This window comes from Pseudomonas sp. 2957, from assembly GCF_031456345.1.
Lineage (GTDB): Bacteria > Pseudomonadota > Gammaproteobacteria > Pseudomonadales > Pseudomonadaceae > Aquipseudomonas > Aquipseudomonas siliginis.
Map to the genome: position 1 here is coordinate 171,151 of NZ_JAVDUL010000008.1, position 20,823 is coordinate 191,973.

Sequence of the window (20,823 nt, forward strand, 5' to 3'; positions counted from 1 at the left end):
GCGACATCCTACCAGTCACCGCCGCAAGGCAGTCAACCGGGCGACCAACAACTTACTTGTGGTCTTTGACTTCTTCGAACTCGGCGTCGACAACGTCGTCAGCCTTCTCAGCCGATTCGCCTTGCGGGGCCGCGCCATCAGCTGGCTGAGCCTGTTCGGCGTACATCTTCTGAGCAACCGGAGCGGAGACTTTCGACAGCTCTTCAACCTTGGCTTCGATGGCAGCCTTGTCGTCGCCTTTGACGGCGGCTTCCAGCGCAACCACTGCAGCTTCGATTGCAGTCTTCTCTTCGGCGGTGACCTTGTCGCCCGCGTCAGCGACCATTTTGCGAGTCGAGTGCACCAGTGCATCACCCTGGTTACGGGCAGCGGCCAGTTCTTCGAACTTGCGGTCTTCCTCGGCATTCGCCTCGGCGTCACGCACCATGCGCTCGATTTCTTCGTCGGACAGACCGGAGTTGGCCTTGATCACGATCGACTGGGTCTTGCCGGTAGCCTTGTCTTTCGCGCCGACGTGCAGGATGCCGTTGGCGTCGATGTCGAAGGTCACTTCGATCTGCGGCACGCCACGTGGAGCTGGTGGAATGTCGGCCAGGTCGAACTTGCCCAGCGATTTGTTCTGTGCAGCTTGCTTGCGCTCGCCCTGCAGAACGTGAATGGTCACAGCACCCTGGTTGTCGTCGGCAGTCGAGAACACTTGCGATTTCTTGGTAGGAATCGTGGTGTTTTTCTCGATCAGCGCGGTCATCACGCCACCCATGGTTTCGATACCCAGGGTCAGCGGGCTGACGTCGAGCAGCAGCACGTCTTTTACGTCACCGGCCAGAACAGCGCCCTGGATCGCAGCACCCATGGCAACAGCTTCGTCCGGGTTGACGTCTTTACGCGCTTCTTTACCGAAGAAATCGGTAACCAGCTTCTGCACCAGCGGCATACGAGTCTGACCACCGACCAGAATCACGTCGTTGATCGCGCTGACGTCGATACCGGCGTCTTTCATGGCAATGCGGCAAGGTTCGATGGTGCGCTGAACCAGGTCTTCAACCAGTGCTTCGAGCTTGGCACGCGAGATCTTCACGTTCAGGTGCTTAGGACCGGTCGCGTCTGCAGTGATGTACGGCAGGTTGACGTCGGTCGACTGAGCGGACGACAGCTCGATCTTGGCTTTCTCAGCGGCTTCTTTCAGGCGCTGCATGGCCAGCGGGTCACCTTTGAGGTTCATGCCGCTTTCTTTCTTGAATTCGTCAACGAGGTAGTCGATCAGACGAATGTCGAAGTCTTCACCGCCGAGGAAAGTGTCACCGTTGGTGGCCAACACTTCGAACTGGTGCTCACCGTCAACTTCAGCGATTTCGATCACGGAAACGTCGAAAGTACCGCCACCCAGGTCATAAACGATCACGGTGTGATCGCCCTTGGCCTTGTCCATACCGTAAGCCAGAGCGGCTGCGGTTGGTTCGTTGATGATGCGTTTTACGTCCAGACCAGCGATGCGGCCGGCGTCTTTGGTGGCTTGACGCTGGCTGTCGTTGAAGTAGGCCGGAACGGTAATCACCGCTTCGGTCACTGCCTCGCCGAGGTAGTCTTCGGCGGTCTTCTTCATCTTCTTCAGAATTTCAGCCGAGATTTGTGGCGGCGCCATTTTCTGGCCGTTCACTTCTACCCAGGCGTCATTGTTGTCAGCCTTGACGATCTTGTAAGGGACCATCTGGATATCTTTCTGCACAACTTCTTCGTCAAAACGACGACCGATCAGACGCTTTACCGCGTACAGGGTGTTGTGCGGGTTGGTTACAGCCTGACGCTTGGCCGACTGACCTACCAGAATTTCGCCATCGTTGGCGTAAGCGATGATCGACGGCGTGGTACGCGCGCCTTCAGCGTTTTCAATAACTTTGGCTTTGCCGTTTTCCAGCACGGAGACGCAGGAGTTGGTAGTCCCCAGGTCGATACCGATAATTTTGCCCATGTTCACTCTCCCGAAACTTTGGATTTTGTTGCCGCAGCAGTGGTGGCTGACTGCGGTAGCACTTAAACGCTTGACTTCTAAATGGGGGCCTTGCGGCTAATTTCAAGCCTGCTCGTCAATCGAAGGCGAAACCGGTGCCGGCGCCTTGCTGACCACGACCATCGCCGGGCGCAGCAGGCGACCATTGAGCTGGTAGCCCTTCTGGAAAACCTTCAACACGCTATTCGGCTCGACGTCGGCACTTTCCTGCATGGCCATCGCCTGATGGTGAACGGCGTTGAACGGTTCGCCATGCGGATCGATCGCTTCAAGCTGGTAGCGCTTGAGGGTGTCGTGGAACATTTTCAGGGTCAGCTCGATGCCTTCGCGCATCGGACGGATGCTTTCGTCGTCCGGGCTCGACAGCTCGAGGCCGCGCTCCAGGCTGTCGACGATCGGCAGCAGATCGCTGGCAAATTTCTCAAGGGCAAACTTGTGCGCCTTCTCGACATCCTGCTCGGCACGGCGGCGAACGTTCTGCAGATCGGCAGCAACACGCAGAGACTGATCCTGCGCGGCGGCCAATTGCTCTTCGAGCACTTGCACACGGGTCGCCAGGTCGTCACCCGAACCTTCGGGCGCCTGATTGGCATCTGGGTTTTGCGTATCTACTGTCTGTTCGTCAGCCATAGAATTCTCCTTTCAATTTCGTCCGCGAGCCTGACTCGCGCTTCTGCCCCGATATATGGGGCCGCAAAATCAGGCTTCAAGGGCTGAAAACAATTGTCCCTACAAAAAAGTGCTGAATACTCATTCTTGAACGCGCTAAGAAAACTCTCTGATCAAGCAAATCGAGCTAAGGGCGGGCATTGTCAGGCCTGAACAAAACACTGTATAAATAACCAGACCTCAAGCCTGGGAGCTGCCTTTATGCTGGTGCACCTGTCCGTACACAACTACGCCATCGTTGAACATCTCGATCTCGAACTTGATCGCGGGATGAGCGTGATCACAGGGGAAACCGGCGCCGGCAAGTCGATCATGCTCGATGCCCTGGGCCTCACCCTGGGTGATCGCGCCGACAGCGGCGTGGTTCGCCCGGGCGCTGATAAAGCCGACATTCTCGCCACCTTCGATCTCGCTGATATCCCTGAAGCCAGCGCCTGGCTGGCCGAGCGCGATCTGGAAAACGACGGGCCTTGCATCCTGCGCCGGGTCATCACCTCGGAAGGTCGTTCGCGCGGCTATATCAACGGCACGCCCTGCCCACTTGGCGACCTCAAAGCCCTCGGCGAGCTGCTGATCGATATCCACAGCCAGCACGAACACCAATCGCTACTGAAAACCGACACCCATCGCCGCCTGCTGGACGAGTACGCCGGTGCCACCGATCTGGCGCGTCAGGTGCAGCTTGCCGCGCAACGCTGGCGTCAGACCCGCCAGGAACTGGAGCGGCTGTCCAACTCCGGCGACGAACAACGCGCACGTCATCAGTTGCTCAGCTATCAGCTTGAGGAATTGGAGAACCTCGGCCTCGGCGAAAATGAACTGGAGCAACTGGAGCAGGAACACAAGAACCTGACCAACGCCGAAACCTTGCTGGGCATTTGCCGGCAAGTGGTCGAGCAATGCAGTGAAAGTGATTCAGGGAATGTCCTGAATGCACTGACCGCCAGCCTCAATCGTCTGTCCAGTGTGAACAGCTCGGTGGGGGCGCTGGGTGAAGCCAGCAGTCTGCTGACCAGTGCACAGATTCAGGTAGAAGAAGCAGTCGGCGAGCTCAATCGCTTCCTCGACAACTTCGATGCCGACCCGGCTCGTCTGCAATATCTCGAAGAGCGCCTCGACGCGATCTACACCTTGGCGCGCAAACACCGGATTCAGCCGACCGAAGTCGGCGAGATGCAGCAGAAGCTGCTCGATGAAATCGAAACCCTCAACGCCAACGATGAATCCATCGAACGCTTGGGTGAAGAACTGGCGTCCTACGCCCGCCACTATCAGGAGAAAGCCCGCGAGCTGAGCGACCTTCGTCATCAAGCGGCCGGCAGCCTCGCCAGTGCGGTGGAGCAGGAAATCCAGCGCCTGGGCATGCCCGGCGGCCGATTCACCATCGAACTGAAAGCCAACAGCAGCGACGAGTTGCTGCCGAACGGGCTGGAACAGGTCGAACTGCTGGTCAGCGCCAACCCCGGCCAACCGCTCAAAGCGCTGGCGAAAGTCGCCTCCGGCGGTGAGCTGTCGCGGATCAGTCTGGCGATTCAGGTCATTACCGCCCAGACCTCCCGCGTGCCGACGCTGGTGTTCGACGAAGTGGACGTAGGTATTGGCGGCCCGACTGCCGAGATTGTCGGCCAGTTACTGCGCCGTCTCGGTGATCGCGGCCAGGTCCTGACCGTGACGCACTTGCCGCAAGTGGCGGCGCAAGGGCATCAACATCTGTTCGTGCACAAGGTTCGCGACGAGAAGGCGACACACACCGCCGTCGCCAAGCTCACAAAGAACGAGCGCATCGAAGAAGTCGCGCGCATGCTCGGCGGCATCGATCTGACCAAGGAATCCCTGGCTCACGCGAAAAAAATGGTGGTGACCGCCAAGGCGTAATAAATAGTAGAAAGCACGAAGGCGACCCTTGGGTCGCCTTCGTTCGTTTCGCGAATGTGAAATTCGCGCGACATGCTTACTTTTTCTTGCGTACGTACAGCACCAGGTTGTGATCAACCATCTCGAAGCCATGCTTCTCGACGATCGATTTCTGAAGTTTTTCGATTTCTTCGTCGAAGAATTCGATCACTTCACCCGATTCCACGTTGACCATATGGTCGTGGTGGCCACCGTCAGCCAGTTCGAAGACCGCGTGGCCGCCGTCGAAGTTGTGGCGGACCACGAGGCCGGCCGCTTCGAACTGGGTCAGAACACGGTAAACCGTGGCCAGACCAACGTCCTCACCAGCTTCCATCAACGCCTTGTAGACGTCCTCGGCACTCATGTGGCGCTGCTCGGTAGAGTCGAGCATTTGCAGGATCTTGACCCGTGGCAGGGTCACTTTGAGGCCGGCTTTGCGTAGTTCGCTATTTTCAACCATGGTCAGCTTTCTCGCGATGCTGCTTCGCAGCTTCTCTTAATGCGGGTATGATCGGCGTTTACGTTGTCCCAGCCAAGATAGTGGAAGTCGCCCACCGATGCAAAACACCAAGCTCTTGCTAACCAGTTTCACCTTTGTGGGACTGCTCGCACTCGCCGGTTGTTCATTCCCCGGGGTTTACAAAATCGACATCCAGCAGGGCAATGTCGTCACGCAGGACATGATAGACCAGTTACGCCCGGGAATGACCCGGCCGCAAGTACGGTTTATCATGGGCAACCCTCTGCTTGCCGACACGTTCCATGCCGATCGCTGGGATTATCTGTACAGCCTGCAACCGGGTGGCGGTGAACGCCAGCAGGAACGAATCAGCGTTATCTTCAACTCCAACGACCAGCTTGTCAGCCTGTCCGGTGACTTCATGCCCGGCGTGAGCCGTGATGAAGCCATTCTCGGCAAGGACAGCGGTACTACCGTGACCGCGCCTGCTGAAAACGCCGACAAGCCAGAAGCCGAGAAGCCAGCCAAACCAGGCTCCTTGCTGGATCAGATCCAGAAGGACGTCGATGGTGTAGAAACCGTACCGGTTCCGACACCAGAGCCGCTGGACACCTCGCCGCAGTAATAGGCGAGGCAATAAAAAACCCGGACATTCCGGGTTTTTTATTGCCTGCCGTTTGGCCTGATCAAGAATTGCGTGCTTTGGCCTCGGCAGCCTTGGCCGCACGCAAACGTCGAACTTCTTTGGGATCAGCCAGCAGCGGTCGATATATTTCGATCCGGTCGCCCGCCTGAACAGGGCGAGAATCCGCGTCAGCCACGACCTTGCCAAAAATCCCCAGCGGGCACTGCGCCAGATTCAGCTCAGGAAACTCGGCCGCGATGCCCGATGCGTGCACCGCAGCCCGAATGCTAACGCCTTCAGCCACGCTGATCGCACGCATAACCTGGCGATCAACCGCTGCGTACACGACTTCTATCTCGATCACCGGCTCAACCATGCATCTGCTTGGCGCGCTGGCAGAAAGCATCCACCAACTGATTGGCCGCCTGATTGAACAACGGCCCCAGAGTTGCGCGCACCAGCGGCCCGGCATAATCGAACGACAGATCCAGACTGATCTTGCAGGCCTTTTCGTTCAGCGCCTTGAATACCCAGATGCCGTGCAACTGAGTGAACGGGCCTTCCTCAAGATTCATCTCGATCGACTGCCCCGGCACCAGCGTATTGCGCGTGACGAAATGCTGACTGAGGCCACCCTTGGCCACGCCGACACTGGCGCGCATGTGTTCCGGGGAGCTTTCCAGCACTTCAGCCTCCGAGCACCACGGCAGAAACTCCGGGTAACGAGCGACGTCGTTGACCAGGTCGTAGAGAAATTGCGCCGGGTACGGCAGGAGCGCGGATCGTTGGATATGTGTCGTCATGTAAGCGTTACTTCCAGAGCTGAGCGGCAAAGACTACAAGAATGCCGATAGGCGCCACGTAGCGCATCAAGAACAGGGACAGAGCAAACAGAACCGGGTTACGGATGGACAATTCATCCCGCACCGCTTCACGCCCCATCACCCATCCCGCGAACAGCACGAAACACAAGCCACCGAGGGGCAACATGATCCGCGAGGTGAAGAAATCGATCACGCCGAAGAAGTCGAGCCCGCTCTGCGCACCCCATTGATAGAGGCTGAACGCCCCGCCTTCGTTCACGAAAAACTTGGCTTCCTTCCAGATATTGAAAGAAAACACGGTGCCCAGACCAACAAACCAGCAGGTGAATGCCAGCCAGAAAGTTACCCAGATGCGGCTGATTTTAGTGCGTTCAACCAGGTAAGCCACCATCGGCTCGAGCAGCGAAATAGCCGAACTCCAGGCAGCCACCGCGACCAGCACGAAGAACACCACGCCCATCAACTGGCCGAAAAAGACATTACCAAAAGCAAATGGCAGGCTGACGAACATCAGCCCCGGGCCTTCGCTTGGGTTCAGGCCAGCAGCAAATACAATTGGAAACAACGCCAGACCAGCGACCAGCGACACGAAGGTATCCAACAGCGCAACACCGACCACCGTGCCCGACAGCGAGGTGTTCTTCGGCATGTAGGCGCCGTAGATCATGATGGAGCCGACGCCGACGCTCAGCGAGAAGAACGCGTGCCCCATCGCTGGCAGCAGACCGTCGAGGACTTTTTCCGGGTGGAAGTCGAACATGAAATGCACGCCTTCCATGAAATGCCCGGTGGTCATGCTGTAGCCCAGCAGCACCAGAATCATCACGAACAGCAGCGGCATCATGATTCGCAGGCTGCGTTCAAGCCCGGCGACCACGCCTTTGGCGATCACGAAGGCCGACAGCAGCATGAAAATCGTGTGCCAAAGTGTCAGGCGCCATGGATTGGAGATGACATTGCCGAAATAGGCGCCGACCTGATCGGCCGTCGCGCCCTGGAAATCGCCACGGCCCATGTCGACGATGTAATCCAGCGACCAGCCGCCGACCACACTGTAGAAAGACAGAATCAGCAGGGCCGTGATCATCCCGGCGAACGCGCCCCACGACCATTTCGCCGAGTGCCCGGCTTCCAGTGCCAGCACCTTCAGGGCATTCGCCGGACTTTGCCGGGCGCGCCGGCCGATCAGGGTTTCCGCGAGCATGACCGGGACACCGATAAGCGCGATGCACGCCAGGAACATCAGCACAAAGGCGCCGCCGCCGTAGACCCCGACCATGTAGGGGAACTTCCAGATACTACCCAGTCCCACGGCCGAACCGGTCGCGGCGAGTATGAATACCCAGCGGCTAGCCCAACTGCCGTGGACAGAAACCTTGTCTGTCGACATCGTTTATCACGCCCAAGCGTTAGAAAAAGAGGCCGCATTGTCCGGGATTCACTCAACCTGCTCAAGCACGCAGCAACACCGTAGCCGACAGCCGAACAACTCCATATAATGCCGCCCCTATGGCTAAACAGAAGAAACACCCAACAGGGACCATCGCGCAGAACAAAAAGGCGCGACACGATTACTTCATCGAGCACAAGTTCGAGGCTGGTCTGGTCCTGGCCGGCTGGGAAGTAAAAAGTCTGCGGGCGAGCAAGTTGCAGCTGGTCGACAGCTATGTGCTGCTCAAGGACGGCGAAGCATGGTTGCTCGGCAGCCACATCACGCCGTTGATGACCGCGAGCACTCACGTCATCGCCGACCCGGTGCGCACGCGCAAACTACTGCTCAACCGCCGCGAGCTGGACAAGCTCGCCGCCGCCGTGCAGCAGAAGGGTTACGCCTGCGTCTGCCTGTCCTGGTACTGGAGCAAGCACATGGTCAAGTGCGAGATCGCTCTGGGCAAGGGCAAGAAGGAATACGACAAGCGTGATACCGAGCGCGAGCGCGATGCCGGTCGTGAATTGCAGCGTGCGGTGCGCAACAAGGGCAAGGAAGACTGATCTTCCTCCTTTAGCGCCAATTCGCGAGCAGGCTCGCTCCTACCTTGGAATGCATTTCAAAGGTGGGAGCGAGCCTGCTCGCGAAAGCTATTTCAGCATCAACACAAACACACCTGATCACATCCCCTTGCGCCGCTCCGCCCGAGCCATGCGCTGCACCTCCTGACGCACCTCTTCCAGCACTTCCTGCACATACAAAATATGTCGGCTGGACACTTCTCGCGCCTGCTCGGCACGCCCTTCGATAATCGCCAGATACAATTCCCGGTGCTGCGAGATCAGCATGTCGCGGGTTTCCGTACGCTGCTTGTACATGCCGCCGATGTTGGTCACGACGTTGCGTTTGAGCAGATCGAACAGTCCGCGAATCGTATGCAGCAACACCGCGTTATGGCTGGCCTCGGCAATCGCCAGATGAAACTTCGCATCCGCCGCGCCCTCTTCCGCCCGGCTGACTTCTTCATGGCGCGAGTAGCAATCCTGCAGCTCTTCGAACGCAGCGGTCAGGCGCTCGCGATCGACATCGGTGGCGCGCAGTGCGGCGTAGTAGGCGCACGATGCCTCCAGGGTGTGGCGGAATTCGAGCAAATCACGTTGCGCTTCGGGATTACTTTCAAGCAATTGCAACAGCGGATCGCTGAACGTCGAACCCAGGCCCTCCACCACATAATTGCCGCCGCCCTGGCGACTGACCAACAAGCCTTTGGCCGCGAGTTTCTGAATCGCCTCGCGCAACGACGGGCGTGATACGCCAAATTGTTCGGCCAGCGTGCGCTCGGCCGGCAGACGTTCGCCCGACTTCAGCGTGCCCTCAAGGATCATCCCCTCGAGGCGCTCGACAATATCGTCAGACAAACGGCGCTGACGTATCTGATCAAAGCCCATAACTCATTTCTCCACGATCCCGACCGCTCGCCGGGGTGTCTATTCTGGCCTATCCGCGCGCCGCCGACACCTGCCAGACGCCACTTCGCCAAAGCGGATCAGTTGCCCTCTGCACCGCATCTTCGACGAAAGTTTCAGAGCGGCAAATTGACACACCGCCACCAAGGCTTTTACCCTAGCCAACAGCGCTTGTAAATTGGTCTTACCAATTACCCAAGATTGCTCACAGTGCCTGACCAACAACAATTAGGGGCCACCCCACCATGCAAACCTGGCAACAGCTCTACAGTCCGCTCGGCAGTCTTGGCGTCTCCGCTCTCGCGGCCGTCATTCCCATCGTGTTCTTCTTTCTCGCCCTGGCGGTGTTCCGTCTCAAAGGCCATGTGGCCGGCAGCATCACCCTCGCGCTTTCGATTGCCGTGGCGATTTTCGCCTTCCAGATGCCAGTGGACATGGCGTTCGCCGCCGCTGGTTATGGTTTCGCTTACGGTCTGTGGCCGATTGCCTGGATCATTGTCGCGGCAGTGTTCCTCTACAAGCTGACAGTGAAGAGCGGTCAGTTCGAGGTCATCCGCAGCTCGGTTCTGTCGATTACCGATGACCAGCGCTTGCAGGTGTTGCTGATCGGTTTCTGCTTCGGCGCCTTTCTGGAAGGTGCTGCCGGTTTCGGCGCGCCGGTCGCGATTACTGCCGCACTCCTTGTAGGACTGGGCTTCAATCCGCTGTACGCCGCCGGCCTGTGCCTGATCGCCAACACCGCTCCGGTGGCGTTCGGCGCGCTGGGGATTCCGATCATCGTGGCGGGCCAGGTCACTGGCATCGACGCCTTCAAGATCGGCGCCATGACCGGTCGCCAGCTGCCACTGCTGTCGCTGTTCGTGCCGTTCTGGCTGGTGTTCATGATGGACGGCCTGCGCGGTGTGCGCGAAACCTGGCCAGCCGCGCTGGTGGCAGGCTTGAGTTTCGCCATCACCCAATACTTCACCTCCAACTTCATCGGCCCGGAACTGCCGGACATCACCTCGGCACTGGCCAGCCTGATTTCCCTGACCCTGTTCCTCAAGGTCTGGCAACCACGTCGCGCCGCCGGCCAGCACATCGTTGGCGCCGTGTCTGCTTCGGTGGTCAGCGCCAGCGTCGGCGGTTTCGGCCAGAAGCGCACCACCGTCGCTTCGCCCTACAGCCTCGGGGAAATTTTCAAGGCGTGGTCGCCGTTCCTGATCCTCACTGTGCTGGTGACGATCTGGACGCTGAAGCCTTTCAAAGCGATGTTCGCTGCCGGCGGCTCGATGTACAGCTGGGTGTTCAACTTCGCGATTCCGCACCTTGATCAACTGGTGATCAAGACTGCGCCAATCGTGGCCAATCCGACTGCCATTCCAGCGGTGTTCAAACTCGACCCGATTTCCGCCACCGGAACGGCGATTTTCTTCTCCGCGCTGATTTCGATGCTGGTGCTGAAGATCAATTTCAAAACTGGTCTGACCACTTTGAAAGAAACCTTCTATGAGCTGCGCTGGCCGATCCTGTCGATCGGCATGGTGCTGGCGTTCGCCTTCGTCACCAACTACTCCGGCATGTCCTCGACCATGGCCCTGGTGCTGGCGGGTACTGGTGCGGCGTTTCCGTTCTTCTCGCCATTCCTCGGTTGGCTGGGCGTGTTCCTCACCGGTTCGGATACGTCGTCGAACGCGCTGTTCAGTTCGTTGCAAGCGACCACCGCCCACCAGATCGGCGTCAACGACACCTTGCTGGTGGCGGCCAATACCAGCGGCGGCGTGACCGGCAAGATGATCTCGCCGCAATCGATCGCCGTGGCCTGCGCCGCGACCGGTCTGGTCGGCAAGGAATCGGATCTGTTCCGCTTCACCCTCAAGCACAGCCTATTCTTTGCAACGATTGTCGGTTTGATCACCTTGGCTCAGGCCTACTGGTTCACCGGCATGCTGGTGCACTAAACCTACAAGAAAGACGGAAATAACCGACGCCGGCCCGTGATCCGGCGTCAGCAATTCACCACCGGGTCTGTAAGGCTGCTGAAAGCAATGCGCTTTATATTCGGCAGCCGCAGCAGACGGATAACCGGGCCTACCCGGAGACACGCCTGATGAGCGAGCTTTTTTACAACGCTGTGCCGAACGCGACCCGCGTGGCACCGCCACTGCCCGAACCTCGGCAATACCCCAGCGAGAAACCGTCGCGGGTCTACCTGTTCGGCACGTGTGTGGTCGACCTGTTCTACCCCGAAGCCGGGATGGACGCGATCCATCTGCTGGAGCGTGAAGGGATCCGGGTCGAGTATCCGCAAGGCCAGAGTTGCTGCGGCCAACCGGCCTACACCTCGGGTTACACCGAGCAGGCGCGGACGGTAGCGCGCTCGCAACTGGCGCTGTTTGCCGGGGATTATCCGGTGGTAGTGCCCTCGGGTTCCTGCGCCGGCATGCTGCGCGAGCATTACGCCGACTTGTTCAAGGACGAGCCGGAGACGTTGAACCAGGTGCAGGCCCTTGCGGCTCGCACTTATGAGCTGGCCGAGTTTCTGCTGTTCGTCTGCAAGGTGCAGCTCAAGGACAGCGGCGAACCGGTGAAAGTCGCGCTGCACACCTCGTGTTCGGCACGCCGCGAAATGAACACCCACCTGCACGGCCGCGAGTTGTTGGCGCAGTTGAGCAATGTGGAGCGGGTCAATCACGACCACGAAAGCGAATGCTGTGGCTTCGGTGGGACATTCAGCGTCCGTATGCCAGACATTTCCGGCGCGATGGTGGCTGACAAGACCCGTGCGTTGAAAGAATCCGGCGCACACAAGGTACTGAGTGCCGACTGCGGCTGTTTGATGAACATCAACGGCGCGCTGGAGAAACAGCAGGAGGCGTTGCGCGGGCAACATCTGGCGAGCTTCCTCTGGCAGCGAACCGGAGGTGCGCAATGAGCACCTCGACGATTATTCCTACGGTCGCCGTAGAAGAAGATTTCCGCACCCGGGCACACAACGCCCTGGGTGATCAGCAGCTGCGGAACAACTTCCGCACTGCCATGGATTCACTGATGACCAAGCGGGCAGCGGCTTTCAGCGATGCCCACGAAAGAGAACACTTGCGCGCACTGGGCAATTCGATCAAGGCCCGCGCGCTGTCCAAGTTGCCCGACCTGCTCGAGCAACTGGAACAGAACCTGACCCGCAACGGTGTGACAGTGCACTGGGCGGAAACGGTGGACGAGGCCAATGGCATCGTCTTATCGATCATCCGCGCTCACGAGGCGCGGCAAGTGATCAAGGGCAAATCGATGGTCAGCGAAGAGATGGAGATGAACCATTTCCTCGAGGCTCGGGACATTGAATGTCTGGAGTCCGACATGGGGGAGTACATCGTCCAGCTCGACCACGAGAAGCCTTCACACATCATTATGCCGGCGATCCACAAGAATGCCGGTCAGGTCGCGTCCTTGTTCCACGACAAACTTGGCGTGGAATACACCAAGGACGTTGACCAACTCATTCAGATCGGTCGCAGGGTCCTGCGGCAGAAATTCTTCGAAGCCGACATCGGCGTCTCCGGCGTCAACTTCGCCGTGGCCGAAACCGGCACCCTGCTGCTGGTGGAAAACGAAGGCAACGGGCGCATGACCACCACCGTTCCCCCGGTGCATATCGCCGTTACCGGCATCGAAAAAGTCGTGGAAAACCTGCGCGACGTGGTGCCGCTGCTGTCATTGCTGACGCGCTCGGCGCTGGGCATTCCGATCACCACTTACGTCAACATGATCTCCGGCCCGCGCAAGGAACACGAACTCGATGGCCCGCAGGAAGTGCATCTGGTCCTGCTCGACAACGGTCGCAGCCAGGCCTTCGCCGACAGTGAATTGCGCCAGACCCTGAACTGCATCCGCTGCGGCGCCTGCATGAATCATTGCCCGGTTTACACCCGCGTCGGCGGCCACACTTATGGCGAGGTGTACCCGGGGCCGATTGGCAAAATCATCACCCCGCACATGGTCGGCCTGGCCAAGGTCCCGGACCACCCGAGCGCGTCCTCACTGTGCGGCGCCTGCGGTGAAGTCTGCCCGGTGAAGATTCCGATCCCCGCCATCCTGCGCCGTCTGCGCGAGGAAAACGTCAAAGCCCCGGACGCACCGAATCAGGTGATGCGCGGCCAAGGCAGCAAGTATTCGCGCAAGGAACGTTTCATCTGGAACGCCTGGGCCAGACTCAACAGCTCACCGACGCTGTACCGCTTGTTCGCTTTTTTCGCCACGCGCCTGCGTGCCCTTACGCCGAGCAATGTCGGCCCATGGACGCAAAACCACAGCGCGCCAAAACCGGCCGCGCGTTCGTTGCATGACATGGCCCGCGAGCATCTGGCCAAACAGGGAGAGCATCGATGAGCGCCAAGCAAAATATCCTCGGCAAGCTGCGGAAAAGTCTGACCGGCACCACGCCAATCGCCGACAACTTCGACGTCGATCTGGTCACCGAGCCCTACACCTACAGCGCCGAGCAACGCATCCCGCAACTGCGCAAACTGATGGAGGCGGTGCACACCGAAATCCACCTGACCTCGGGCGCGGAGTGGCCGGCATTACTGGCACAACTGCTGCGCGACCGCCAATTGCCGAGCCTGCTGATCGCACCGACCACACCGCACGGGCAACGCATCGCACAGCACTGGGCGAACAATCCCGAGCTGCCAGAACTGAAGTCCTACGACCGGCCAATGGAAGAGTGGAAAGCCGAGCTGTTCAACGACACCCCGGCCAGCCTCACTGGCACCCTCGGTGCCATCGCCGCGACCGGGAGCCTGATTATCTGGCCAACCCGTGAGGAACCGCGCTTGATGAGTCTGGTGCCGCCGGTGCATTTCGCCCTGCTCAAGGCCAGCGAAATCCGCGACAACTTCTATCAGGTGCAACAGGAGTTCGAATGGGCGCAAGGCATGCCGACCAACGCGCTGCTGGTGTCCGGCCCGTCGAAGACTGCCGATATTGAACAGGTGCTGGCGTATGGTGCGCATGGCCCGAAAGATCTGGTCGTGCTGATTCTGGAGGATCAATGAGTCTTCCTGCTGCTTTCCTGCGTGATGCCGAGCGACTGATTCCAGCAGACCGGCGCTTCGACGATCCGCTGTCGACCCTGGCCTTTGGCACCGACGCCAGTTTCTATCGACTGATCCCGAAACTGGTGATCCGCGTCGAGTCTGAAGACGAAGTCGTGGCGCTGCTGCAACTGGCCCAGCGCGACAAGGTGCCGGTGACCTTCCGCGCTGCCGGCACCAGCCTGTCCGGGCAGGCGATCAGCGACTCGGTGCTGATCGTGCTTGGGGATAACTGGAACGCCCGCGAGATTCGCGGCCAAGGCACGCAGATCCGCCTGCAACCGGGCGTGATCGGCGCGCAGGCCAACGCCTGGCTGGCGCCGTTCGGACGCAAGATCGGCCCGGACCCGGCGTCGATCAATGCCTGCAAGATCGGCGGCATCGTCGCCAACAACGCCAGCGGCATGTGCTGTGGCACCGCGCAGAATACCTATCACACCTTGGCCGGAATTCGGCTGGTGCTGGCCGACGGCACGCGCCTCGATACCGAAGATCCAGCCAGCGTCGCGGCATTTCGCTCCAGCCACGGCGACCTGCTCGAACGCTTGGCGACATTGGGCCGCGAGACCCGCGCCAACACCGAACTGGCCGCAAGAATCCGCCACAAATACCGTCTGAAAAATACCACCGGCCTGTCGCTCAACGCCCTGGTGGATTTCGACGAGCCTGTGGATATCCTGAGCCACCTGCTGGTCGGCTCCGAAGGCACACTCGGCTTCATCAGCGCGGTGACTTACGACACCGTCATCGATCACCCGAACAAGGCCTCGGCGCTGATCGTGTTCCCCGATGTAGAAACCTGCTGCAACGCGGTGACGGTGCTGAAAAGCCAACCGGTATCCGCCGTGGAACTGCTCGACCGACGCAGTCTGCGCTCGGTGCAGGACAAAAAAGGCATGCCCGCTTTCGTACAGCTGCTGTCGGAAAATGCCTGCGCGCTGCTCATCGAATCTCGGGCGGCTTCGTCAACATTGCTGCAGGAACAACTGGCGCAAATCATGGCGTCCCTGCGCGATTTCCCCGTCGAGAAGCAGGTCGACTTCACTGAAGACCCGGTGGAAAACGCCCGCCTCTGGGCCATCCGCAAAGACACCTTCCCCGCCGTCGGCGCCGTGCGCAAAACCGGCACCACGGTAATCATCGAAGACGTGACCTTCCCGGTCGAACAACTGGCGATCGGCGTCAATCGCCTGATCGAGCTGTTCGACAAACATGCCTACGACGAAGCGATCCTTTTCGGACACGCACTGGAAGGCAATCTGCACTTCGTCTTCAACCAAGGCTTCAACAGCCCGGAAGAAATCGCACGCTACCAAGCATTCATGGACGACGTCGCGCAACTGGTCGCCGTAGAATTCGGCGGCTCGCTGAAGGCCGAACACGGCACCGGCCGCAACATGGCGCCGTTCGTGGAGCTGGAATGGGGCAGCGACGCCTATCAACTGATGTGGCAGCTTAAACGCCTGCTCGACCCCAACGGCATTCTCAATCCGGACGTGGTGCTCAGCGAAGATCCGCAGATCCATCTCAAGCACCTGAAACCGCTGCCGGCGGCGGACGAGATTGTGGACAAGTGCATCGAGTGCGGTTTCTGCGAACCGGTCTGCCCATCGAAAGGCCTGACCCTGAGCCCGCGCCAGCGCATCGTGATCTGGCGCGATATCCAGGCGAAAAAGCGCGCCGGCGTCGACACCACCGACCTGGAAAAAGCCTACGACTACCAAGGCATCGACACCTGCGCCGCGACCGGCCTGTGTGCGCAGCGCTGCCCCGTAGGCATCAACACCGGCGAGCTGGTGAAAAAACTCCGTGGCCGACACGCCACGCATCAGAAAACCGCTGACTGGATCGAAGGAAATTTCGCCAAGACCCTGCAAGGCGCGCGCTTCACCCTGCACGTCGCCAACGGTGCGCGAATGATGCTCGGTGCACCGCGTCTGGCAAAGTTGTCGGCAACGCTGACGCGCCTGTCCAAAGGCCAGGTGCCGTTGTGGACCAACGCCATGCCACAACCGGAAAAAGCCATTCGCTTCAGCCCGAGCGTGGCGGACGAGCGCCCGCGCGTGGTTTATCTGGCAGCTTGCGTGTCGCGGGTCATGGGCCCGGCGGCGGGTGACAAAGAGCAGATGTCGCTGTACGACAAAACCCGTGGCTTGCTGGAAAAGGCCGGTTACCAGGTAGTCTTTCCCGACAATCAGGACAACCTCTGCTGCGGCCAGCCATTCGCCTCCAAAGGCTACGCCGAGCAGGCCGAGCACAAACGCCAGGAACTGATCAGCGCCCTGCTCCACGCCAGTCGCGGCGGCCTCGATCCAATCTATTGCGACACCAGCCCGTGTACGTTGCGCCTGGTTCAGGACATCGGCGAAACACGACTGGATCTGTACGATCCGGTGCGCTTCATCCGTACGCATCTGCTGGATCGTCTGGACTTCACACCCCAGGAAGCGCCGATTGCCGTCCACGTGACCTGCAGCACTCAGCACTTGGGCGAAAGCCAGGCGCTGATCGATCTGACGCGCAAATGCAGCAACACCGTGGTGATTCCCGAAGGCATACATTGCTGCGGATTTGCCGGCGACAAAGGCTTCACCACACCGAAGCTGAACAGCCATTCGCTGCGTACGCTCAAGGACGCCGTGCAGCACTGCAGCGAGGGCATTTCCACCAGCCGCACGTGTGAAATCGGCCTGACCCAGCACGGTGGCATCGACTACCACGGGCTGGTTTATCTGGTGGATCGGGTGACACGGGCGAAAGCCTGCTGAGGAAAAAATCAGAACCCTTGAGCGAGGCGGTAGTCCACTGCACATGCCCCGGACCATTCGGGGCCTGTTCAACGGTCAGCGAAGTCTGAACCCTCAGTTCAAGGAGATACACATGAACCGCTCTGTAATGTTAGGTCTGTTTGTCACTGCCTCGATGATGGCGTCCACTTCGTTCGCCGCTGAAAAACCTGGCGATTTATGCGATGCCAATCTGCAGAGAATCGATAGCGCAAAATCCCAATACCTGACGTCGACAGACCTGAATGCGCGCGTATCGGCCAGTGTCAGCAAAGCCCGCGCCCTGAAAGCACAAGGCAAGATTGACGACTGCCTCGCTGAAACACAGCAAACCCTGCTGGACATTCAAAACGCTACCGGTGACACCAAAAAATGATTCATGCGCCGACCTTTTACAGGTCGGCTGCATCGGCACCTGGCCGACCGATCTGGCCTTTTGACATTCGTTGCAAATAAAACCGAATTCCTGCGCAGCGAAGCGGTCAACCAGACAGGTCCTATACTGACCTCGCTTGTCTTGACCTCGGCATCGCGGCCAAACCGTCCGGCAGCACCGAGCCCCCATCGTTCAAGGAGATACCCATGAAGCATTCTGCAATTGCTGGATTGTTTATCACTGGTGCACTTCTGGCCTCGCCGGTGTTCGCGGCGGACAAAGACCTCTGCGCCGGGAATCTTCAAAGCATCAAAGATTTCGTCACCAGCCAGCCGTCCCTTCCTGAAAGCTCCATGAATAACATCAAGGAAGCACAGGAAAAAGCCACTGCGGCCCAGGCGTCCGGCAACGACAAGGAATGCATCGAGGTTACCAACGGCATCATCAGCAAGATGCAGATCCGTAACCCGACGCGTAACTGATGTCCCGCAGGCCAACCTTCGGGTTGGCCTGCCAAGCGTTTTGACGTACACTGTGCACGCTTGTTGCCCGAACAGATTCACCGGGCAATGAGTTCGGGGCCGTTTAGGATTCGACGCCGGTTGCGAAACTCTAGGTGCATGCCGACTTGGTAACAGAAGTCGTAAATCCACTGTTGCAACTACTTATAGTTGCCAATGACGACCAATACGGTGTTGCTCTCGCTGCTTAATTGCAGCTGACAATGCTCCTGGTACCTTCGGGTCCAGCAATCATCAGGGGATGTCTGTAAACCCGAAATGATTGTCATATAGAACAGAATCGCCGTGCAGTACGTTGTGGACGAAGCGGCTAAAACTTACACAACTCGCCCAAAGCACCCTGCCCGTCGGGTCGCTGAGGGTTAACTTAATAGACACGGCTACGCATGTAGTACCGACAGCGGAGTACTGGCGGACGGGGGTTCAAATCCCCCCGGCTCCACCAAATAATCATCTAAAGACGTCCACGGACGTCTTTTTTTGTGCCTGAAATCCAGTAAATACGGGGGTTTCAGGGCCATTGAGCTCCACAGCGCTTCAGGCAGATCCATTTTGAACTGTATTCCAAGGCGTATTCCAAGCCCGTGACTGGTAAATTTTGGAATACACAAACAGCGTTGGAGTACCCATGGGAGCCCGAGCCACACGCCTTTCAGACCTAAAAATCAAAGCCGCCAAGCCCAAGGACAAAGACCCACCAACTCTCAACGACAAAGCCCGCCCAGTGCGGGCTTTGTCGCATCTGGGGTTAGTCGAATGGCCGCCCATTTCCTTCACATTCTCAAGCCTGCCGGTGGCTGTGAATGTTCGACGTTGTACAAAAGGACGCTGGGGCGGCACCGATTCGGCTCACTCTCCAATTAAACGAAACCAATTTGGCTGTAAGACGATTGCGCTTGTGTGATAGCAAAACCACAGCCATCCCCTTACCATTCCGCGGCTGGCTGGACGCCTCGCAGAGAAAACCGGTTCGCATGTGGAAACTCAACCTGCACAAGGAAGGCAATAAACCATGAGCTTCATCGAAACAATCCAATCCAAGGAAGTCGATATCTACATATCGGCGTTCTTCACCATCCTCGGCCTGATTCTGGGAGCCATTCTGGATCGGGTACTGAAAGGCGATTCTCCACAATCCACCAATCAGCCGGGCCATTCGGTAAACCTGACCTTCAACACGGTGGTCAATCCACCGCTGGGCGTGAACGCCGCCAGCACAAGCCAGGATATGACTCCAGTCATCTTCATGATGATGGTGATTGCCGGGCTGATTTATGTGTTTTTCCGGGCCGAGATACTCAACCTGCTTTCCTGGATCACGCTATTCACCATTTCACTATGGGCTGGCGGCACCTTGCATAGCCTTTACCGAGGCTTCTTCGCGGGCATTAAGTGGATCGTTGCGCTGTTGTTTTGCTTGGCATTTTGCGTGGCCGCGACGTATGTCACCGACGAAGCTTTTATGCCCACCCTAGCGCCGCAAAACTTTCAGTACAGCCAGCAGATCATCAATGAGCAGGGCCTGACGGGAATAAAAAAATATTTCGTCTTGCTGGACATGCACTGGTTCTTGCTACACCTGATAGGCGTACTGCTGTTTATCTATACCAGCCTTCGGATGATGCTTTTTTCAACCTACTTCATCGTTGCGGGTGCACATGCCAATAACAACGGTACTCACGAACCTTGGCTTTCCAGAAAAACCCGCAAGTACGCCAATCTGCGCAAAAACATCATCTTCATGCCTATCCTGCTGGTTCTCGCGTACCTGCTTACCTCGGGTCTTGCTTTCGACTGGTTCATCCACACGATGCCAAATCAGGTCAATGCGTTGATGAACACGGTGCTGTATGGGCGCTGATATTTTCATCGTGCGCTGGAGATCGACTGTCGGGACATCAACCCGGTCGGCAGAAGCGAGATGAACTTTTCTTCACCACGCCCACCCGACCAATCCCATAAAATCCCCCCGCTCATTCAAGAAACTACGGTTCGCCCGCGCTCCTAGCGGGCTTTTTTTCGCCTCGGCTTCTCCATATCTTGCCGCTCCCCACCATATGCGCGACTCTGCCTGCAGATCCCTCGCCAAGGAGCGCTCGATGCCGCTGTTATCCCTGCCCTGCCCGCGCCTGACGCTGGCGATCCTCTCTCCCGATCAAGCCGAGCTCGAAAGCGCGTTCTACCAGCGCAACCTCCGCCACCTGGCGCCGTGGTCGCCCATCCGCACCACCGACTACTTCTCCACCGCCAACATCCGCCGTCGCTTGGAGATCCAGGCCAGTGCTTTCGAAGCCGGGTTAGCCATGCATTTCGCGCTGCTGTCGCCGGATGGTAAGCAGATGATCGGTGCGTGCAATTTCAGCGGGATTATTCGTGGGGCGTTTCAGGCGTGTTATTTGGGTTATCACATCGATGAGGCGCATCAGGGGCTGGGTTTGATGCAGGAGGGGCTGGAGGCGGGGATTAGTTATATGTTCGATGTGCAGAATCTGCATCGGATCATGGCCAATTACATTCCGGGCAATGAGCGCAGTGCGCGTTTGCTTGAGCGCTTGGGTTTTGAGCGCGAGGGGTATGCGAAGGCGTATCTGAATATCGCCGGGCGTTGGCAGGATCATGTGCTGACGGCGCTGGTCAATCCGGGGTTCGAGGCGCCGGATCAGCGCTGGTCGCGGCGCCTGGGTTGAG

19 protein-coding genes and 1 other RNA gene are annotated in these 20,823 nt (G+C 58.6%); 13 read left to right on the forward strand and 7 right to left on the reverse strand.

What is annotated here, in order from left to right:
* Positions 1 to 52 precede the first annotated feature (52 nt).
* Both dnaK and grpE read right to left on the reverse strand, forming a co-directional pair.
* Positions 53 to 1,969: a molecular chaperone DnaK gene (dnaK, locus tag J2Y39_RS25565; protein WP_024011565.1), complete on the reverse strand. Its 1,917-nt coding sequence runs from the start codon at positions 1,967 to 1,969 to the stop codon at positions 53 to 55.
* A gap of 102 nt (positions 1,970 to 2,071) precedes the next feature.
* On the reverse strand, positions 2,072 to 2,638 hold the full coding sequence (gene grpE, locus J2Y39_RS25570) for a nucleotide exchange factor GrpE (RefSeq protein WP_039759570.1): 567 nt from the start codon (positions 2,636 to 2,638) through the stop codon (positions 2,072 to 2,074).
* 240 nt (positions 2,639 to 2,878) lie between these two features.
* Between grpE and recN the strand changes: the two genes are divergently transcribed.
* Positions 2,879 to 4,552 carry a DNA repair protein RecN gene (recN, locus tag J2Y39_RS25575; RefSeq protein WP_016771769.1) on the forward strand — a complete coding sequence of 558 codons (1,674 nt, stop codon included), beginning with the start codon at positions 2,879 to 2,881 and terminating at the stop codon, positions 4,550 to 4,552.
* 76 nt (positions 4,553 to 4,628) lie between these two features.
* On the opposite strand, the gene fur is transcribed toward recN, so the two are convergent.
* Positions 4,629 to 5,033, reverse strand: coding sequence for a ferric iron uptake transcriptional regulator (gene fur, locus J2Y39_RS25580; protein ID WP_016771770.1), 405 nt, complete (start codon positions 5,031 to 5,033; stop codon positions 4,629 to 4,631).
* Positions 5,034 to 5,130: 97 nt separating this feature from the next.
* On the opposite strand from fur, the gene J2Y39_RS25585 reads away from it, so the two are divergent.
* Entirely contained in the window at positions 5,131 to 5,658 is a 528-nt protein-coding gene (locus tag J2Y39_RS25585) for an outer membrane protein assembly factor BamE (RefSeq protein ID WP_016771771.1), read from the forward strand.
* Positions 5,659 to 5,719: 61 nt separating this feature from the next.
* Here J2Y39_RS25585 and J2Y39_RS25590 read toward each other — a convergent pair whose 3' ends face one another.
* From J2Y39_RS25590 to J2Y39_RS25600, 3 genes are read right to left on the reverse strand one after another with little or no spacing between them, the layout of a single operon-like run.
* Positions 5,720 to 6,034, reverse strand: coding sequence for an RnfH family protein (locus J2Y39_RS25590; RefSeq protein WP_150636053.1), 315 nt, complete (start codon positions 6,032 to 6,034; stop codon positions 5,720 to 5,722).
* Positions 6,027 to 6,461 (reverse strand): type II toxin-antitoxin system RatA family toxin, encoded by a 435-nt coding sequence (locus tag J2Y39_RS25595; RefSeq protein ID WP_016771773.1) that lies wholly within the window; start codon positions 6,459 to 6,461, stop codon positions 6,027 to 6,029. Before J2Y39_RS25595 ends, J2Y39_RS25590 begins: the two co-directional genes overlap by 8 nt.
* A gap of 7 nt (positions 6,462 to 6,468) precedes the next feature.
* On the reverse strand, positions 6,469 to 7,872 hold the full coding sequence (locus tag J2Y39_RS25600; protein WP_016771774.1) for a sodium-dependent transporter: 1,404 nt from the start codon (positions 7,870 to 7,872) through the stop codon (positions 6,469 to 6,471).
* A 119-nt stretch (positions 7,873 to 7,991) separates the two neighbouring features.
* Here J2Y39_RS25600 and smpB point away from each other — a divergent pair, with 119 nt between their 5' ends.
* Positions 7,992 to 8,474 carry an SsrA-binding protein SmpB gene (smpB, locus tag J2Y39_RS25605; protein WP_007953781.1) on the forward strand — a complete coding sequence of 161 codons (483 nt, stop codon included), beginning with the start codon at positions 7,992 to 7,994 and terminating at the stop codon, positions 8,472 to 8,474.
* 117 nt (positions 8,475 to 8,591) lie between these two features.
* On the opposite strand, the gene J2Y39_RS25610 is transcribed toward smpB, so the two are convergent.
* Positions 8,592 to 9,359, reverse strand: a complete 768-nt coding sequence (locus tag J2Y39_RS25610) for an FCD domain-containing protein (protein ID WP_016771775.1) — start codon at positions 9,357 to 9,359, stop codon at positions 8,592 to 8,594.
* A gap of 263 nt (positions 9,360 to 9,622) precedes the next feature.
* Between J2Y39_RS25610 and J2Y39_RS25615 the strand changes: the two genes are divergently transcribed.
* The 10 genes from J2Y39_RS25615 to J2Y39_RS25660 all read left to right on the forward strand — a co-directional run bounded on the left by J2Y39_RS25615 (position 9,623) and on the right by J2Y39_RS25660 (position 20,822).
* Positions 9,623 to 11,317 carry a lactate permease LctP family transporter gene (locus J2Y39_RS25615; protein ID WP_016771776.1) on the forward strand — a complete coding sequence of 565 codons (1,695 nt, stop codon included), beginning with the start codon at positions 9,623 to 9,625 and terminating at the stop codon, positions 11,315 to 11,317.
* Positions 11,318 to 11,466: 149 nt separating this feature from the next.
* A complete protein-coding gene (locus J2Y39_RS25620; RefSeq protein WP_310220334.1) occupies positions 11,467 to 12,291 on the forward strand; it encodes a (Fe-S)-binding protein in 825 nt (274 codons plus the stop codon).
* On the forward strand, positions 12,288 to 13,745 hold the full coding sequence (locus J2Y39_RS25625; RefSeq protein WP_150636049.1) for a LutB/LldF family L-lactate oxidation iron-sulfur protein: 1,458 nt from the start codon (positions 12,288 to 12,290) through the stop codon (positions 13,743 to 13,745). Before J2Y39_RS25620 ends, J2Y39_RS25625 begins: the two co-directional genes overlap by 4 nt.
* Positions 13,742 to 14,413: a lactate utilization protein gene (locus J2Y39_RS25630; RefSeq protein WP_310220337.1), complete on the forward strand. Its 672-nt coding sequence runs from the start codon at positions 13,742 to 13,744 to the stop codon at positions 14,411 to 14,413. The genes J2Y39_RS25625 and J2Y39_RS25630 overlap by 4 nt, the downstream gene beginning before the upstream one ends.
* A complete protein-coding gene (locus J2Y39_RS25635; protein WP_310220339.1) occupies positions 14,410 to 17,220 on the forward strand; it encodes an FAD-binding and (Fe-S)-binding domain-containing protein in 2,811 nt (936 codons plus the stop codon). Before J2Y39_RS25630 ends, J2Y39_RS25635 begins: the two co-directional genes overlap by 4 nt.
* Before the next feature lie 112 nt (positions 17,221 to 17,332).
* The gene (locus J2Y39_RS25640) at positions 17,333 to 17,614 is read left to right on the forward strand and encodes a hypothetical protein (RefSeq protein WP_041477921.1); all 282 of its coding nucleotides are present in this window, start codon (positions 17,333 to 17,335) and stop codon (positions 17,612 to 17,614) included.
* 206 nt (positions 17,615 to 17,820) lie between these two features.
* A complete protein-coding gene (locus J2Y39_RS25645) occupies positions 17,821 to 18,096 on the forward strand; it encodes a hypothetical protein (protein ID WP_016771781.1) in 276 nt (91 codons plus the stop codon).
* Between the two features lie 95 nt (positions 18,097 to 18,191).
* Positions 18,192 to 18,580, forward strand: a transfer-messenger RNA (tmRNA) gene (ssrA, locus tag J2Y39_RS25650).
* Between the two features lie 567 nt (positions 18,581 to 19,147).
* Positions 19,148 to 19,996, forward strand: a complete 849-nt coding sequence (locus tag J2Y39_RS25655) for a hypothetical protein (protein ID WP_056782848.1) — start codon at positions 19,148 to 19,150, stop codon at positions 19,994 to 19,996.
* Between the two features lie 238 nt (positions 19,997 to 20,234).
* Complete coding sequence (locus J2Y39_RS25660) at positions 20,235 to 20,822, forward strand: GNAT family N-acetyltransferase (protein WP_310220343.1); 588 nt, start codon at positions 20,235 to 20,237, stop codon at positions 20,820 to 20,822.
* Position 20,823 lies beyond the last annotated feature (1 nt).